The following is a 15811-nucleotide window of genomic DNA, read 5'->3' on the forward strand; positions in this document are numbered from 1 at the left end:
TTCACCAGTTGGAAGTGTTTTTTCACCGGTTGGGCTCGATTATTCACCGGTTGGAGTGAATTTTTCACCGGTTGGAATCATTTTTTCACCAGTTGGCACATTTTAATAACCAGCTCTAAACCTTCACCTTCTGCTTCTTCGGCACGCTATGAATCGCTTCCCCTTTAAACGCCTCTACAGCTTCAAGCAGTGCTTCATTTATGCATGGATGCGGGTAGGACGGAAACTTTATATCCTCATCACGCGCAGCCATCTCCAAAGCCTGGATCCCGTTTGAAATCAATTCAACTGCTCCTTGGCCGATTAAATGGACGCCTAACAGCAAATCGCTTTCCTTATCAAAGACTACCTTCACAAGGCCTTCTTTTTTACCAAGAATCGTCGCGAATCCGTTGGCAGACATTGAAAATTCTCCAACGCCAACTTCATATCCTTGCAGCTCAGCTTCCTGTTCGGTTAACCCTGAACAGGCAATCGGCGGCCGTGTCCGGGCAATATGCGGAATAAAAGTAAGGTCATTTTCACTTGCCCTGCCGCAAATTGTCTCCGCAGCAGTCTTGCCTTGTTTAATTGCCTTGACTGCAAGCTGTGGTCCTTCTGTTACATCACCGATTGCAAAGATCCTCTCAATCGAAGTACGGCCTTTTTGGTCTGTTAAAATAAAACCTTCTGCAGACATTTTCATTCCCAGCCGATCTATACCTAATTGATCTATTTGAGGCTTCACGCCAAGAGAATAAAATAAATGACTGCCTTCAACAGTCCTCTGACCCTTTGAACTATCAAGGGTAACAGAAACAGCATCTACTGTTAATTTAACTTCCTCAAATGAGAAGCCTTTAACAATAGAAATACCGGACTTCTTTAACACCCTGTTTAATTCTCTATTAATGCTGGAGTCGAATGAAAAGTCCTCTTTTCCTTCATTTAAAACGAGGGTTACCTTTGAACCGAATGCCTGAAAGGTCATTGCCATTTCCAAGGCGATCGAGTCACTTCCAAGCACGATGAGATGTTCAGGGACTTCAGCCAAATCGGCGATCGACCAAATATCTATGAATCTCTCATCAGATACCGGTACACCTTCCAATTTCACTGGAGTACCTCCAGTAGCTATGATTGCTTCATTAAATCGATAAACTTCATAGCTGTCTTCATTTTCGACGCCGATTTTTTCATCCGACAGGAAAAAAGCGCTGCCTTTCACAACTTCAATTTTATTCACCTTACATAATGCTTCGACTCCATCGCGAAGCTGCTTGACGACTTGATTTTTATAGCTTAGCAGCTTTTGAATCTCAAAATGTATCCCCGAAGATTCAATTCCAAGCAACTCATCCTGCTTGGCAGCCACCAGTCTTTCCGCTCCATGGGTCATCACCTTCGAAGGGATACAGCCCTTATTCAGGCAAATCCCGCCGAGCTGATCTCTTTCTATTAAAGTGACATTTTTCCCAAGCTGCGCTGCCCTGATTGCCGCATGATATCCGCCAGGTCCTCCGCCAATGATGACTAGATCTTTTTCATGTGCAAGTTCACCAACGACCATTTACATCAACTCCAGCAGCATCATTTTTGGATTTTCAATCAACTGGGCAAAACGGTTGGTAAAAGCAACAGCTGTCGCCCCATCCGCTACTCGGTGATCAAAGGCCATTGAAAGATTCATGATTGAACGGATCGCTATTTCATCCTGTTCAGTCACAACCGGACGCTTCTTTGTTTTATGGAAGGAAACGAGAGCAGTCTGCGGATGCTGGATAATCGGTGTCGCACCAATACTTCCGCCAAGCGGTCCTACATTGCTGATTGTGAATGTACCACCCGAAATATCCTTGACCGTCAGCTTGTCGTCTAGCGCAAGCTTCGTCAGCCTCTTCATCTCTTCATGAATTTGCTTTAAATTTTTCTGCTCAACATTCCTAATGACTGGAACGATCAGTCCATCAGGAGTATCGATCGCGATTCCGATATGGTGCTCACGCAAAAGTTGGATGCTTTCGTTTTCTTCGTCAAGCTTCGCATTGAATACAGGGAATTCTTTTAAGCCAATTGACAAGGCTTTGATGAAAAAAGCAGTGGCTGAAATCGAATTTCCAGCATCCTTAAGTTCCTGCCTGAAGCAGATCAGCTCGCTCACATCGATTTCTTCAAAATGAGTGCAATGCGGAATCGTGTATAGCGACTGAACCATCTTTTTTGCAATCTGCTTCCTGCGGCCTCTAAACGGTAATATATCTGAATGCAGTGCTTCTGAATGCTTCGGAACCTCATTCCGAGCAAGTTCAGAACCACCTTCCGAATCATTCAGAACCTTCGCTTCGGAACCATGTTCTGAAACCTTCGAAACCTTTAATACAGAAGCACCTTCAGAATCGTTCGCAGCCTTAGAATCTCTTCTTTTAATAAAAGTATATACATCTTCATCAACTATTCGCCCGGCAGGTCCTGAACCGGTAACATCTAATATGTTGACGTTATTTTCCCGGGCAATTTTCCTCGTATAAGGTGATGCTAAAATACGCTTCGGCTTTTTGCTTTCACCTTCTGTTAAAACGCCATTCATAGGCCGATTCAGCAAATTAAGTCCTGGCACGGGCTGAGCTTCTGCTTCGATATGGCTATCATTCAAATCAAGCTTCTCGACTGACGTTTCTGCACTGTTTGAAGGCATATCCTCCATAATCAACAGCGTGGTTCCTACCTTGACCGTTTCACCTGGACTTAAAAGTATTTGCTTAACAATTCCTGATCGAGGTGCAGGGATTTCCGCGGTCATTTTATCCGTCTGAACCTCAACCAATGGGTCATCAGCCTTAACAAAATCACCAGCTTTAACGAGGTAACAGTTAATATCCGCTTCAGTCATCCCTTCCCCAATATCATGGAGCTTAACTTCAACCATTGGCACGCCTCCTAAAACTTCATCACTTTCTCAATTGCAGCTGCGACTCTTATTGGGGTCGGCAGATAATGGTCTTCGAATCCAAAGTAAGGCACCGGCGTATCATAGCCAGTTACTCGCTCTGCAGGTGCTTTTTGATATAGGAATGCTTCATCATTGATCAGGGAAATCAGGTCGCTGCCTGTTCCTCCGGTCGCGTGTGCTTCATGGACGATGACTGTTCGACCTGTCTTTTGGACAGACTCAATGACCAGGTCTTTATCAATCGGATAAAGAGTCCTTAAATCAAGCACCTCACAGTCAATCCCTTTATTCTTCATTTCTTCAGCCGCCTTCATGACAACAGGTATCATTGCTCCCCATGCGATGACGGTGACATCTTCTCCTTCGGTAAGCTTCTTACCCTTCCCGATTTCCACGGTGTACTTGCCCTCAGGCACCTCATCCCTGGAAGAGCGGTAGCTCCTCATCGGTTCAAGGAACAAAACGGGATCTGGATCTTCAATCGCGGCAATCATCAAACCCTTTGCATCATAAGCATTGGATGGACAAACAACCTTTATGCCTGGCATATGAGTGAAAAGTGATTCCGTACTATCACAATGGATTTCTGGAGCACGAACTCCTGCGCCATAAGGAGCGCGGATTACCATCGGTACCGTAAAATGGCCCAATGTCCGCATTCTCAATCTAGATGCATGAGTCATAATCTGTTCGTACGCCGGATAGATGAAACCAAGGAACTGGATTTCAACTACCGGACGGAAACCATTTACCGCCATGCCGATTGCTGCTCCGACAAATCCTGCTTCACTTAAAGGAGTGTCGACAACACGGTCTTCTCCGTATTTCTCCTGAAGTCCGTCAGTTGCACGGAACACTCCTCCATTTTTCCCGATGTCCTCTCCAAGTAGAATGACATCCTTGCTTTCTGCAAGCATCGTATCAAGACCATCAGTTATCGCCTGAACAAGTGTTAATGTCTTTGTTTGAACAGCTGTATTCATTGCGCCTCACCACCAATCAACTCAAGGTATTCCCGCTTTTGCTTCTCAATCGTCCATGTCGGTTTTTCAAAAACATAATCAAAAATCACAGCAGGATCGGCAGCCGGGAAGCTCTCCATTTCATGGACCGCAGCATCAATTTCTGCGCTAGCTTTCGCCTCGATATCCTTAACCCACGCTTCATCATAAACACCTTCATTTTTCATCCAGCGTTCAAGTCGAAGTAGTGGATCTGTTTCCATCCGCCTTACTGCACTATCTCCCTGGTCTCGATATTTCGTTGGATCATCCGCTGTCGTGTGGGCTCCATATCTCCACGTCACCGATTCGATCAATGTAGGACCTTCCCCGCTTCGAGCGCGTTCAAGTGCTCTCTCTGTTTCCAGATAAACTGCAAATACATCATTCCCGTCAATTCTTACTCCTGGTATATCATAAGCAATCGCCTTTTGTGCAATCGTAGCGGAGTTCATTTGCTTGCTGATTGGAACAGAAATCGCATACTGATTATTTTGGTTAAAATAAACAACCGGAGACTTAAAGATGCTTGCAAAATTCAATCCTTCATGAAAATCGCCCTCGGAAGTAGCGCCATCGCCAAAATAGCAGATAGCGGCATTCTTCGTTCCCTTTTGTTTTTCTGCAAATGCTGCGCCAGCAGCATGAGGAATCTGCGTCGCAATCGGTATTGCCGGAGGAAAAATCTTCTTCCCATCCGGCGGAACACAGCCTTCATTCCGTCCATTCCAGAACAACAAAATGTTTCTTAGTGAATGGCCAAATACCATAGCCGCCCCGTGGTCCCGGTATGTCGGGAACAACCAATCATCGCTTTTCAGCGCTAGGGCTGTACCTACCTGTGAAGCCTCCTGGCCTTCAAATGGAGCATACGTCCCGATTCTCCCCTGGCGCTGCAGACTGATTGATTTTCGGTCAAACATACGAATCCTGACCATTTCTGAAAAGAATTTTTTCACACGTTCCTCTGTAACTAAATACTTATGTTCCTCGGACACGATATTTCCGTTTTGATCCATCACTTGAAAAATCGGAAAAAGTTTATCCATCGGCTCACCCTTTTTTAAAGTCTGATTTTAATAAACTATAAATCTATTACATTCTCACTGCCCATTTTGGGCGTTTCATATGAGAGAAAAAGCTGTTACGCCGCGTTCTTGCCTCAATCCTGTTTTCACAGAACTTATTTGCCGCTTCTACTGTTGTGATTCCTTCACGTTCAGCCTGGCTGTACACATTCAATAGAGAATTATAGATTGCTTTCGTCTTCATTAAGACGCGCTCTTTATTAGGTGAATACAGTTCATCCGCTACCTGGATTAAGCCGCCAGCGTTGACGATATAGTCCGGAGCATAAAGAATTCCTTTTTCCTGTAGGATAAGCCCATGACGCACTTCCTTCAGCTGATTATTTGCAGAACCGACAACTGCTTTGACCTGAAGCTGCGGAATTGTATCATCATTAATTACTCCGCCCATTGCGCATGGGATGAATACATCAGCTGGCTGGGAATAAATTTCATCACTGCCCACAACCTTGATTCCAGCACCCATTTCCTGTGCTTTCTGCACAATCTGGTCAATCGCCTTCTGGTTGATATCTGTTACATATAGATCTGCACCGTTCTCAAGCAAGTATTCTGCAACCTTGTAGCCAACCTTTCCTAAACCCTGGATTGAGTAGGATTTTCCGGATAAATCGTCTGTTCCCCAAAGTGCTTTGCTGGTTGCCTGCAATCCATAAATAACGCCCTGTGCGGTCGGAACGGAAGAATCCCCACTGCCGCCATATACTTCATCCACACCTACAATGCAGTTTGTTTCCTTTAATGCGTGAACAAAATCTTCTGGATCAGTTCCCATGTCCGTGCCTGTATAGAAACGGCCTTGGATCGATTCTACAAATTGTCCAAATGCCCTGAATAACTCCGGACTCTTATCATTGGCAGGATCACCGATAATAACCGCTTTTCCTCCGCCAAAATCTACATCTGCAGCTGCACATTTATATGTCATTCCCTTTGAAAGACGAAGTACATCTTCTAGTGCATCATCCACTGTTTTATATGGGTACATGCGGCACCCTCCCAAAGCAGGTCCTAATCTTGTACTGTGAATCGCAATAATCGCCTTTAATCCTGTAGCTTCATCATTACAAAATACAACCTGTTCGTGCTCTCTGATTTGTTCAAACATATCCATTTCTCTTTCCCCCTTTATTCCGTTAAATCGTGTTAGCGCTTTCATTTTAGCGCAAATTTTTTTAGCTTCCTGTTAATAATTCAGTTATTTTCGTTTTAGGAAGGATGACTTGCTTCACTTCTCCTACCCCAACGAGTCGACCACGGCATTCAGCCTTCACGTTGGTTATAATTGTATTAGCATGCACATCAGTAACAGTAGCAGTAATCAAAACCTCTGCGCCTTCAATGCATGGGGCAATATGCTTCACAGTCACTGCTCCGCCCATCCCTTCTTCATGATCCTCCAAAAACGGAAGGATAATTTGCCTTGAGACCCATTCCATGTGATATACCATTGATACCGTAGAGTATACTGGATGGATAAGCTTTCCCTCAAAGCTTGCAAACATATCGGGTGTAACTATGACATTGATGGTGGCCGATTTGCCTGCTGTTAAGCCATCGCGCATCATATCCCACCTTTCCAAGTTGTAAATATGTATAACGTTTATTTAACGTTATCATAACATTTCGTTAAATAAATGGTCAATAAATTGTAAGAAATTTTGGTATTTTCTCAAAGTAATAGTGATATAATATTTTCTCTTTGGTTGGGTTAAATGAAAAATAGTTATCTTATCTCCCTTTGGAGAACAGAAAAAAGGACCAAGCAGCCATATAATAGCTGATTGGTCCTTAATATTCTAACTAAGCAATGCCCGGTCGCTTGCCATCTTGGTCCCGCGTATCCGCTGGAATTCATTAAGCAAATCTTCGATCGTAAGCTTTGCTTTTTGTTCTTCATTTACTTCAAAGATAATCTGACCTTTATCCATCATGATCAGCCTGTTGCCAAGGTCAAGTGCCTGTTGCATATTATGAGTAACCATCAGGGTCGTCAAATGGTATTTTTCGACGATTTCCTTTGTCAAATTCGTGATCAACTCAGCACGGGATGGATCAAGGGCTGCAGTATGCTCATCAAGCAAGAGAATTGATGGCTCCGTAAATGTCGCCATCAGCAGTGACAACGCCTGCCGCTCTCCTCCTGACAGTAATCCTACTTTAGCGTTCAGTCTATTTTCAAGACCGAGGTGCAGCGATTCCAGTACTTCTTTGAATAAGTCGCGCCGTTTTTTCGTCACGCCTAGCACGAGTGAACGGCGCTTGTTCCTTGAATAGGCAATTGCGAGGTTTTCCTCAATTGTCATACTTGGTGCGGTTCCAGCCATCGGATCCTGGAATACACGGCCAATCATCTTTGAACGATTATACTCTGACATATACGTGACATCTTTTCCGTCAAGGGAGACTCGCCCGTGGTCAGGAAGCATCACGCCGGAAATGATATTCATCAACGTTGATTTGCCAGCGCCGTTACTCCCAATTACCGTAACAAAATCCCCTTTTTTCAAAGTGAGATTGATATTATCAAGGGCAATCTTTTCGTCTGGCGTACCCTCGTTAAAGACTCTATGAATCTGATTTAAGTGCAGCACCAGCCTCACCCTTTCCTTCAGAAGGTAAGCTTACCATTTGCAAGCCTTCAAGCTGCCTTTTGACCTTCCGTTTTTTCTCTTTGTAGCTATCAATCATTTTTGGTGCAGTCAACGCAAGGATAACAATGACTGCTGTAATCAGTTTCATATCTCCTGGCTCAAGGAATTCTACCCTTAGTGCCAGCGTTACAACGATTCGGTAAATGATCGAACCGCCAATGACAGCCAGTGTAGTCCGTGCAATCGATTTTGTACCGAAAAGAGCCTCACCAATAATAACAGAAGCAAGACCTATGATGATCATCCCAATTCCCATTCCAACATCCGCGAAGCCACCTTGCTGGGCAATCAATGCTCCAGAAAAGGCAACCATTGCATTCGAAAGGCCAAGGCCGAGAATAATCATTAAGTTCGTATTGGAAGAAAAGCTCCGGATCATCCTTTTGTTATCACCTGTAGCACGAATTGCCAAACCGATTTCAGTCTTTAGGAAAGCATCGGTAATAAATTTTAGAGCAAAAGTTACAATCACCATGAACAAAAGGATTCCCCATGTTCTTGGCAGACTGTCACCAAGTCCAGCTGCTGTCAGGATACCATTGAAAAATGAATCAATGCCCGTTTTATCAAAAAAGTCTCTTACAGCAGTCATTGCAGTATCTGTGTTTAATAAAGGCACATTCGATTTACCCATGATTCTGAGATTGATAGAATACAAGGCAATCATCATCAGGATACCTGACAAGAGTGCATTTACCTTTCCGACTGTATGGATAAACCCTGTTAAACAGCCAGCGATGAACCCCGCAATCAGCGCGGTCATTGTAGCAACAAATGGATTTGCTCCGTTCACGATCATGATGGCGGCAACCGCAGCTCCTGTTACGAAACTGCCGTCAACCGTCAAATCTGGAAAATCTAGTACTCGAAAGGATAAATATACGCCGAGAGCCATGATCGCATAAATGATACCTGACTCAAATGCTCCAAATATTGCAGTAAACAAGATGTATCATCCTTTCTCTTATTCTTCGTAGAACTCAGCGTCTTCTCCCCAAGCTTCCTTCACTTCGACGCCTTGTTCCTTAGCTGCTTTTTTGTTGATTGTTAATGTCAATGAATCAGGAAGCTCAACAGGAATTTCAGATGCTTTCTTTTTGCCTGATAAAATTTCTGCAGCCATCAGTCCTGATTGGTAACCGATATCGTAGTAGTTAAATCCGCTTGCCGCAACCGCTCCACGCTTCATGGAATCCAGTTCTCCAACGAATAAAGGAATCTTCTTTCCATTCGCAACAGATATGACTGATTCAAGTGCAGAAACTACCGTATTGTCAGTCGGTACATAAATGGCATCGACACGGCCAACGAGAGATTCAGCTGCCTGTTTAACTTCTGCAGATGTTGAGATAGACGCTTCAACTACCTTCGCACCATTTGCTTCAGCTAGCTTTTTGACTTCTTTCAGCTGGACTTCAGAGTTTTGCTCACCAGCATTGTAGATGACGCCGATTTTCTTCGCTCCAACTTCCTTTGTCATAAAATCAATCGTCTTTTTAGTTGCTTCTGGATGATTATCTGTAGTACCAGTAATGTTGTCACCAGGCTTATCAAATGATTCGACAAGACCTGCCCCCACAGGATCCGTTACCGAAGTAAAGATAATCGGTATATCTTTTGTTGCATTAAGTGCTGCAACTGCACTAGGAGTTGCGTTTGCAAAAATCAGGTCAACCTTGTCACCTACAAAGTTGTTCGCAATCGATGCTGTATTGTTCATATCAGCCTGGGCATTCTGGAAGTCATACTTTACATTATCGCCCTCTTTGAATCCCTTATCTTCTAGAGCTTTTTTGAACCCTTCTGTTGCAGCATCAAGTGATGGATGCTCAGCAAATTGCGTCAATCCAATCTTGTACTGTTTTTTGTCAGAAGCGCCGTTTGATGCTTCCTTTCCTCCGCATCCAGCCATTAACAGGGCACTGGCTAGGACAAGAGAAATAGCTTTCACTGATTTTTTCATAAAGATCCCCCTTGATATTTTTATAAACCGGCAAAAATTACTATGTAGACTTAAGACTTGCAAGCTGCCGGAACGCACCAATTTTGAAACGGTTTTTGCATAAGTTGTACTAAACATGGAAAGTTTTTTGAAAACGATTTCAAAATGTATGATATTCACTATGAACACCGTAAATATAACGTTATATTAACACCAGGTAAAAATAGTGTCAATAATATTCCGAACATTTAGTATGTTTAGATTTTTAATTATTAATTAAACCATCACTTTGCTAAACTAGCAAGATGTTTTACAAAAATAATAATAAAAAATTTTTTTCAGCTATAAAAAGCACGCTCCTATTCGAAGCATGCTTGGTCATTCATATTAAATCTACTGATATTCGAAGCCGTTCCTTCGCCTCTTTTACCATTCGGTCATGCAGTTCCTGAACAGTTGGAATATCGGAAATCAATCCGGAGACCTGTCCGCCATTCATGAACCCTCGCTCTACATTCCCTTCCAGCGCACCTTTTTTATGCAGTTCTTCAGAAGTCAGCTCAGCAAACTCATCTGCGGTAATACCCTGCTTTTCAGCCTCAAGCAGCTTCTCTGCGTATGGGGTGTTCAACAGCCTGCGGATCCTTCCAACAGACCTCCCCACAATTACGGTTTCATGATCGGTTGCCTGCAATAATTTTTGCTTATAGGCTTCATGAAATGGAGCTTCCCTGGTAGCGATAAATCTTGTTCCCATTTGAATCCCAGATGCTCCCAATGCCAGCATGGCAGCAAGACCTTTGCCGTCCCCGATTCCTCCAGCTGCTGCAACGGGTATATTGACATGTTCGACAATTTGAGGAATAAGGGCAAGAGTCGTAGTTTCAAGATTTGAATTGATGCCAGCAGCCTCATATCCTTCTGCTACTAAAATATTTGCCCCAGCTTCTTCAGCTTTTTTTGCCTGTTTAACAGAAGCAACTACTGCAATAACCTTTATGCCTGCTTCATGCAGTTTAGGAATAAAAGGTGCTGGATTGCCTGCAGAAAGAGTGACAACAGGAACCTGATGTTTAACAGCCAGTCTCAGCACTTCCACCGCATTCGGAGAAACACTTAATGCCACATTTACTGAAAACGGCATAGATGTCCTCGCTTTTGTTTCAACAATTATCTTTTCCACTTCATCGGCGGACATCGTGCCAGCACCAATCGTTCCAAGACCACCCGCCTCTGAAACAGCCGCGGTTAAAGCAGCATTGCTGATATTCCCCATTCCACCCTGGATGATTGGATATTTTATGCCCAGAACAGAAGTAATTCCATTCACAAAAATTCCCCCTTCGTTATAATAATGTTATACTAATTTTAAAATTAAGACAATTAAGAAAAGGAGTGGTTTCATGATTCTTTCCTATCTGGATAAAAAACCTTCAGTCGATGAAACAGTGTTCCAGGCACCAGGGAGCTATATTATTGGCGACGTAAATATTGGCAGGAATACAAGTGTATGGTTCAATGCTGTTTTGCGCGGAGATGAGGATACGATTACCATCGGGGAAAGCTGCAGTATTCAGGACAATGTCACTTGCCACTTGTATGAAGGATCGCCGCTGGTCATTGAAGATGAAGTGACCGTTGGGCATAATGCCATTCTGCATGGCTGCACCATCAGAAAAAGATGTATCATTGGCATGGGCTCGACCATTCTTGATGGCGCTGAAATTGGCGAGGAATGTATTATCGGAGCTAATACTCTGATACCTGCCGGGAAGAAAATCCCACCGCGCTCCTTAGTGATTGGAGCACCTGGAAAGGTCGTAAGGGAAATTGGCGAAAAGGATTTGGAATTGATCCAGCTCTCAATCGATACATATGTCCAAAAGGGCAAGGAATACCGAGAGCACTTAAAGAGTATTTAGGTTATCGCGTTAAATAAGAGCCTGAAGAGATTTCAGGCTCTTTTATGATTCAACCGGCACCCAGATTTCCATTTCGTATTCCGGCAAGTCTTCCTTGCCGAACATACCAGCTTCTACTACCTCTATTTCGGCCATTCCCTTCTTGTTCTTGTATCCTTCACGGTCAAAAGTTTCCCATAGTTTACCGTATGTAATCGGTGTTTGCCGGTAAAAAATGAAAAGAGACACAACCATAGATGATTTGTGCCTCTAACAATCATTCCATGATATACGGATGGTCCATTACATCATAATCTACAGCTTTATGCTTAATTTCATTGCCTTCTTTAAAGACGGACTCGAAGAAACGGGATGCGGGCTCAGCCAGCTCCTTGTAATATTCACTAAAGAGTGCCGCGGCGTGGCTGCCGAGCCATTTTTCAGGCAATAGCTCCTCTGGCAGTCCTGGATCGAAGAACAGGAACTTTCTGTATTCATGTACGAGCTTTGTCCGCTCAACGAAGCATTCGGCGTCTGACATGCTTCCCTTTTGAATCTTGTTTTTATCAATGATGTATTTCTGGCTGTATTCGCTGATGAAATCCTGGTACTTAGCATTGATATCATGTAAATCCCAGCTTTTTTCTACCAATCTCTGATTTTCATGGGGACCATTGTATTCTGCAACAAAGAAATCAACGTACTGTTTAATCTCGTATTTTTCAATTAAATCATTTACTTGCCTTTCAAGATTGTTAGCCGATATCCAAAAGCTGTTTGACATCGAACCGAACCCGCTCCAGATTAATTCCTTCCGAAGCTCATCGCGGACATTCCGGATTTCCTCAGGAATCGTATACATCAGGATTCTCCATTTGCCATCCCATCCTTCAGGCTTCAGCTTAAAGATACGCTTACCCGCTTCATCAATCCTTTTTTGGCCGCGGGGGGTCAGCGAATAATAGCTCTTGTTGCCAATCTTCTCAGCCTGCACCCATCCTTGCTTGTTCATCCTTGAAATGGCGGCTCTAACAGACTGATCGTTGTGGCCAAATTCGTTAAGCAGCCGAATCAGGCTGCCAATCCAAATCTTGCTCCCATAATGGGATATATAGTCACCATAAAGTGTAAAAATCATTGATCTAGTATTCAAGCTTTTGTCATCCTCATTTTTTTAGTTGAACGGAAAAAATCCGTTATAGAATATTTTACAGTATTATCATTATTTTGCAAAAACAAATTGCTTAAATAGTAAAAATCCATAGGGAATTGTCCCTATGGATAAGTCTTATTCTGCTGTAAAAACAGGTTTTCGTTTCTCGCTAAAAGCATTTAAAGCTTCAACACGATCCTTTGTTGGAATCGTGACTTCATACGCCTTCGACTCTATTGCAAGCCCTGTCTGCAGGGCGGTGCTGCTTCCATGCTGGATGGCATACTTCGCCTGTCTAACAGCTATTGGAGCATTTTGCAGGATTTCATCTGCTAACTCCTTGCAAACTGTCATGACGTTTTCTTTTGCTGCCACCTCAGTTAAAATACCAAGCTCGAGAGCTTTTTCAGCTGAGATCTTTCTTGCAGTAAAAATCAATTCCTTCGCCTTCATTTCCCCGATGAGCCTTGAAAGACGCTGTGTCCCGCCAGCACCTGGGATGATGCCCCAGCTTACCTCTGTCATGCCCATCAAGGAACTTTCTGCGGCAATTTTAAAATCACATGCAAGCATCAGTTCGAATCCCCCGCCAAAAGCAAACCCATTCACAGCCGCAATCGTCGGCTGAGGCAATTCTGCAACCGCGCTAAAGACATCCCTGATTTTCTTCACATTTCGACGTACTTCGGCCTCTGAGAGATTTTTTCGTTCCTTCAAGTCCGCGCCGGCGCTGAATGCCTTGTCACCAGCCCCTGTAAAAATTACCACTCTTACATCTGGATCTGTATGCAGGCTTTCTACTGCATTGCCAAGCTCCTGCAGCGTTTCGTAATTAAAGCAGTTCAGTGATTCAGGTCGATCAATCGTGATATAAGCGATATGCTGTTCCTTCTGGAATTTGATATATTTCATTTAACTCTCTCCTATATTTTCAATAATCGTTGCGATTCCCTGGCCTACTCCAACACACATTGTCGCAAGGCCATATTTAGAATCCCGTTTTTTCATTTCATACAAAAGAGTCGTTAAAATCCTTGCACCGCTCGCCCCAAGTGGATGTCCAAAAGCGATTGCCCCTCCGTTGACATTGACTCGTGACTGGTCGAGACCTAGTTCCTGGATACAGCCTAAAGACTGGGCAGCGAATGCTTCATTCAGCTCGATGAGGTCAATATCCGCAACAGATAATTCCGCTCTTTTTAACGCTTTTTCCACAGCATAAACCGGTCCCATCCCCATAATCGATGGCTCTAGGCCGGCCGTCGCTGAAACAACATAACGAGCCAGCGGCTTTACTCCTAGTTGGTCTGCTTTTTCCCGGCTCATCAATAGTAATGCAGAAGCACCATCGTTTACTCCGGACGCATTTCCAGCAGTGACCGTTCCATTCTTGAAGAGTGGCTTCAGCTTTGCTAATTTTTCAACTGTCGTTCCAGGACGCGGATGCTCATCGCGGTCAATTATCGTCTTATTACCCTTTTTATCCTCATATAGGACAGGTACGATCTCGTTTTCAAAACGCCCTGCTTCCATAGCCTTTTGAGCTCGAAGCTGGCTTTCAGCAGCAAACTCATCCTGAGCTTCACGAGAAATATCATACTTTTTCGCAACGTTTTCAGCCGTTTCCGGCATACTGTCCGTACCGTACATTTCCTTTAGCTTGTCATTCACGAATCGCCAGCCAATCGTTGTGTCGAACATCTCCATATTTCCTCTTGGAAATTCTGCCTGCGGCTTTGCCATGACAAATGGTGCTCGTGTCATGCTTTCGGTTCCTCCCGCGATGAAGATGTCACCTTCTCCGGCTAAAATTGACCTAGCCGCATAGTTCACAGCATCCAACCCAGATCCGCACAAACGATTGATGGTCGTCCCAGCAACCTCTACAGGAAGGCCTGCTAATAAACCTGACATCCTGGCCACATTCCGGTTATCCTCACCTGCCTGGTTGGCATTCCCTAGCACGACCTCTTCAATGCCTCTTGCAGGCACTCCTGGATTTCGTTCGATTAGCGCCTTGATGACAACTGCTCCTAAATCATCCGGACGGACCTGGCTCAGGCTGCCGTTATATCTTCCAATCGGTGTCCTGACTGCATCAACAATTACAACCTCTCTCATTGACATCCTCCTTTACTTAGTCGAACCAGCTGTTTCTGGCGAAGTTCTATAATCATAGACTCCGCGGCCGGTTTTCCTGCCAAGCCTTCCTGCTTTCACGTATTGCTCGAGCAGCGGAGCAGGCCTGTATTTTTCACCGAGCTTTTCATGCAGATACTTCAAATTATTGAGACGTGTATCCAATCCTACTAAATCACCTAATTCAAATGGACCCATTGGATAATTCAGCCCAAGTTTGATTGCCTTATCAATTTCCTCCGCGGTCCCTACGCCTTCCTGCAACATGTAAAATGCTTCATTTCCGACAAGCGCGCTGATCCTGCTTGTCACAAACCCAGGGAATTCATTGACGACGACCGTTTCCTTGCCCATTTGGATGGCAGCCCGTTTGATGATTTCTGCTGTTTCATCGCTTGTTTCCAGACCACGGACAATCTCTACAAGCGGCATTTTATGAACAGGATTAAAGAAGTGCATAGCAATCACTTTTTCAGGTCGCTTTGTAAACGACGCGATTTCCGTTGGACTCATCGTCGATGTGTTTGATGCAAACAGACAATGTGCTGGTGCATGCTGGTCGATAACCTCAAAAATCGTCCTTTTAATATCCATTTTTTCCGGTACGGCCTCAATGATCAAATCAGCATCCTTGACGTTATCAACAAGAAAATTAGAATATTTAAGTCTTGTTTTTGCTGATTCCATATCATCTTCAGTGATTTTACCGCGTGCCATTCCTTTTTCAAAAATACTGTTGATTTCCTGCTCTGCATTGCGCAGTTGCTTTTCTTCAACATCGATCAATACTGTATCAAATCCGCCTAAAGAGCTGACATAAGCGATGCCTCTGCCCATAACGCCAGAACCGATTACGACGAGTTTCTTCATTATAATTGTCCTCCTTATTAAAAATTGGCTCCGCTAAACCTGTCAGTTGATTTCCGCTCGACTCAAAATATTGCACAATCAATAATGAGCTTTATCTATACCTAAAAATAAAAGGCGAGCACCCGCAATAATGA

The 15811-nt window shown here is 43.8% G+C and carries 16 protein-coding genes; 1 reads left to right on the forward strand and 15 read right to left on the reverse strand.

The window, feature by feature from the left end:
- Positions 1-115: 115 nt before the first annotated feature.
- The 10 genes from lpdA to V7654_RS08660 form a co-directional block, all read right to left on the reverse strand.
- On the reverse strand, positions 116-1549 hold the full coding sequence (lpdA, locus tag V7654_RS08615) for a dihydrolipoyl dehydrogenase (protein WP_335429933.1): 1434 nt from the start codon (positions 1547-1549) through the stop codon (positions 116-118).
- Positions 1550-2905: a dihydrolipoamide acetyltransferase family protein gene (locus tag V7654_RS08620; protein ID WP_335429934.1), complete on the reverse strand. Its 1356-nt coding sequence runs from the start codon at positions 2903-2905 to the stop codon at positions 1550-1552.
- 11 nt (positions 2906-2916) lie between these two features.
- Positions 2917-3912, reverse strand: a complete 996-nt coding sequence (locus V7654_RS08625; RefSeq protein WP_335429935.1) for an alpha-ketoacid dehydrogenase subunit beta — start codon at positions 3910-3912, stop codon at positions 2917-2919.
- A complete protein-coding gene (pdhA, locus tag V7654_RS08630) occupies positions 3909-4979 on the reverse strand; it encodes a pyruvate dehydrogenase (acetyl-transferring) E1 component subunit alpha (RefSeq protein WP_335429936.1) in 1071 nt (356 codons plus the stop codon). Before pdhA ends, V7654_RS08625 begins: the two co-directional genes overlap by 4 nt.
- Positions 4980-5025: 46 nt before the next feature.
- A complete protein-coding gene (locus V7654_RS08635) occupies positions 5026-6132 on the reverse strand; it encodes a Leu/Phe/Val dehydrogenase (RefSeq protein WP_335429937.1) in 1107 nt (368 codons plus the stop codon).
- A 61-nt stretch (positions 6133-6193) separates the two neighbouring features.
- Positions 6194-6583, reverse strand: a complete 390-nt coding sequence (locus V7654_RS08640; protein WP_335429938.1) for a thioesterase family protein — start codon at positions 6581-6583, stop codon at positions 6194-6196.
- 234 nt (positions 6584-6817) lie between these two features.
- A complete protein-coding gene (locus V7654_RS08645; protein WP_335429939.1) occupies positions 6818-7612 on the reverse strand; it encodes an ABC transporter ATP-binding protein in 795 nt (264 codons plus the stop codon).
- Positions 7587-8618 (reverse strand): ABC transporter permease, encoded by a 1032-nt coding sequence (locus V7654_RS08650; RefSeq protein WP_335429940.1) that lies wholly within the window; start codon positions 8616-8618, stop codon positions 7587-7589. The genes V7654_RS08645 and V7654_RS08650 overlap by 26 nt, the downstream gene beginning before the upstream one ends.
- A gap of 18 nt (positions 8619-8636) precedes the next feature.
- Positions 8637-9635 (reverse strand): ABC transporter substrate-binding protein, encoded by a 999-nt coding sequence (locus tag V7654_RS08655; protein WP_335429941.1) that lies wholly within the window; start codon positions 9633-9635, stop codon positions 8637-8639.
- Between the two features lie 361 nt (positions 9636-9996).
- Positions 9997-10944, reverse strand: a complete 948-nt coding sequence (locus V7654_RS08660) for an NAD(P)H-dependent flavin oxidoreductase (RefSeq protein ID WP_335429942.1) — start codon at positions 10942-10944, stop codon at positions 9997-9999.
- A gap of 73 nt (positions 10945-11017) precedes the next feature.
- Between V7654_RS08660 and V7654_RS08665 the strand changes: the two genes are divergently transcribed.
- On the forward strand, positions 11018-11536 hold the full coding sequence (locus V7654_RS08665; RefSeq protein WP_335429943.1) for a gamma carbonic anhydrase family protein: 519 nt from the start codon (positions 11018-11020) through the stop codon (positions 11534-11536).
- Between the two features lie 42 nt (positions 11537-11578).
- Here V7654_RS08665 and V7654_RS08670 read toward each other — a convergent pair whose 3' ends face one another.
- The 5 genes from V7654_RS08670 to V7654_RS08690 all read right to left on the reverse strand — a co-directional run bounded on the left by V7654_RS08670 (position 11579) and on the right by V7654_RS08690 (position 15677).
- Positions 11579-11770 carry a hypothetical protein gene (locus tag V7654_RS08670; RefSeq protein WP_335429944.1) on the reverse strand — a complete coding sequence of 64 codons (192 nt, stop codon included), beginning with the start codon at positions 11768-11770 and terminating at the stop codon, positions 11579-11581.
- Positions 11771-11792: 22 nt separating this feature from the next.
- Positions 11793-12668, reverse strand: a complete 876-nt coding sequence (gene paaX / locus V7654_RS08675; RefSeq protein WP_335429945.1) for a phenylacetic acid degradation operon negative regulatory protein PaaX — start codon at positions 12666-12668, stop codon at positions 11793-11795.
- 135 nt (positions 12669-12803) lie between these two features.
- Positions 12804-13580 carry an enoyl-CoA hydratase-related protein gene (locus tag V7654_RS08680; protein WP_335429946.1) on the reverse strand — a complete coding sequence of 259 codons (777 nt, stop codon included), beginning with the start codon at positions 13578-13580 and terminating at the stop codon, positions 12804-12806.
- The gene (gene pcaF / locus V7654_RS08685; RefSeq protein WP_335429947.1) at positions 13581-14789 is read right to left on the reverse strand and encodes a 3-oxoadipyl-CoA thiolase; all 1209 of its coding nucleotides are present in this window, start codon (positions 14787-14789) and stop codon (positions 13581-13583) included.
- A 12-nt stretch (positions 14790-14801) separates the two neighbouring features.
- A complete protein-coding gene (locus tag V7654_RS08690) occupies positions 14802-15677 on the reverse strand; it encodes a 3-hydroxyacyl-CoA dehydrogenase (RefSeq protein WP_438825270.1) in 876 nt (291 codons plus the stop codon).
- Positions 15678-15811: the final 134 nt, after the last annotated feature.

It is taken from the genome of Bacillus sp. JJ1609, from assembly GCF_036967045.1.
In the GTDB taxonomy this organism is placed as follows: domain Bacteria; phylum Bacillota; class Bacilli; order Bacillales; family Cytobacillaceae; genus Mesobacillus.